This window comes from Micrococcus sp. HMSC31B01, assembly GCF_001816085.1.
GTDB classification, from domain to species: Bacteria; Actinomycetota; Actinomycetes; order Actinomycetales; family Micrococcaceae; genus Micrococcus; species Micrococcus luteus.
This window is the reverse complement of sequence record NZ_KV825398.1, coordinates 1-1,019: the sequence shown is the minus strand read 5'-3', so window position 1 is coordinate 1,019 and position 1,019 is coordinate 1. Positions and strand designations below refer to the sequence as shown.

Genomic DNA, 1,019 nt, shown 5'->3' with positions numbered 1-1,019 from the left:
CCCGAGGACCGGCCGGTGGGCACCACCCTGCGCCCGCGCCGGGCGGGCTACGCCCTCGCGTTGGCGCCCGTGGGCGCGGCCGGCGTCGTGGCGCACGTCATGGTGGGCTTCCTGGCCTGACAGGTCGGGCCCGCTCGGTAGGATGTCCCGCATGGATACCCTTCTTGCGCTCGAGATCTTCTTCCTGGCCCTCGTGGTCCTGGCCGGCCTGGGCATGGCCGCCGTCGCCGCGGTCGTCATCAGCGGCCTCTTCAAGGGCCAGCGCTGAGGACGCGCGGCCCGCTGTCGGGCCGCGCCGTGATCTGCCATGGCGACTGAACTCCCCTATGACCTCACCCCCGAGCTCGCGCCCCTGTCCTGGCTCATCGGCAGCTGGGAGGGCCAGGGTCGCCTCGGCGACGGCTCCGCCGGCACCGAGATCTTCTACCAGCGGGTGGACTTCACCGAGCACGGTCTGCCGTTCGTCGAGTACCGCGCGGAGTCGTGGCTGTGCGAGGCGGACGGCACGTTGCTGCGTCCGCTGACCGTGGAGTCCGGCTTCTGGCAGGTGGACCGGGCGCGGCGCGACGGCGACGTCGGCCCCGGCATGCGCCCGGCGGACATCGTCCCCGCGTTCCGCTCCGCCGAGGACGTCGAGCGGCTGCGCGCCGGCGACGAGGGCTTCGGCCTGACCGCCACCATCACGCATCCGGGCTCGCTGTCCGAGCTGTACTACGGCCGCATCAAGGGCCCGCAGCTGCAGCTGGCCACGGACGCGGTCCTGAGTGGCTCCGCCGCCGGCCCGTACCACCGGGCCACCCGCATGGCCGGTCTCGTGAACGGGCAGCTGTTCTGGCGCTGGGACGTCGCGGACGCCGCGGGCGCCGAGCTCGAGGCGCACGCCTCCGCCATCCTGGACCGCATGCCGAGCGCGGCCGAGGGTCGGCTCGCCCCGGGGGCCGAGCGTCCTCGCGGGGCTCGCGGGGAGCAGTCGTGACAGCCTCCCGCAGCCCGCTGTTGGACCTGGCCGTGGCCGAGCC

At 74.4% G+C, this 1,019-nt stretch carries 1 protein-coding gene; it reads left to right on the top strand.

From position 1 onward, the window contains the following. The first annotated feature begins 307 nt into the window (after positions 1-307). Positions 308-976 (top strand): nitrobindin family protein, encoded by a 669-nt coding sequence (locus HMPREF3105_RS11355; protein WP_063188690.1) that lies wholly within the window; start codon positions 308-310, stop codon positions 974-976. Positions 977-1,019: the final 43 nt, after the last annotated feature.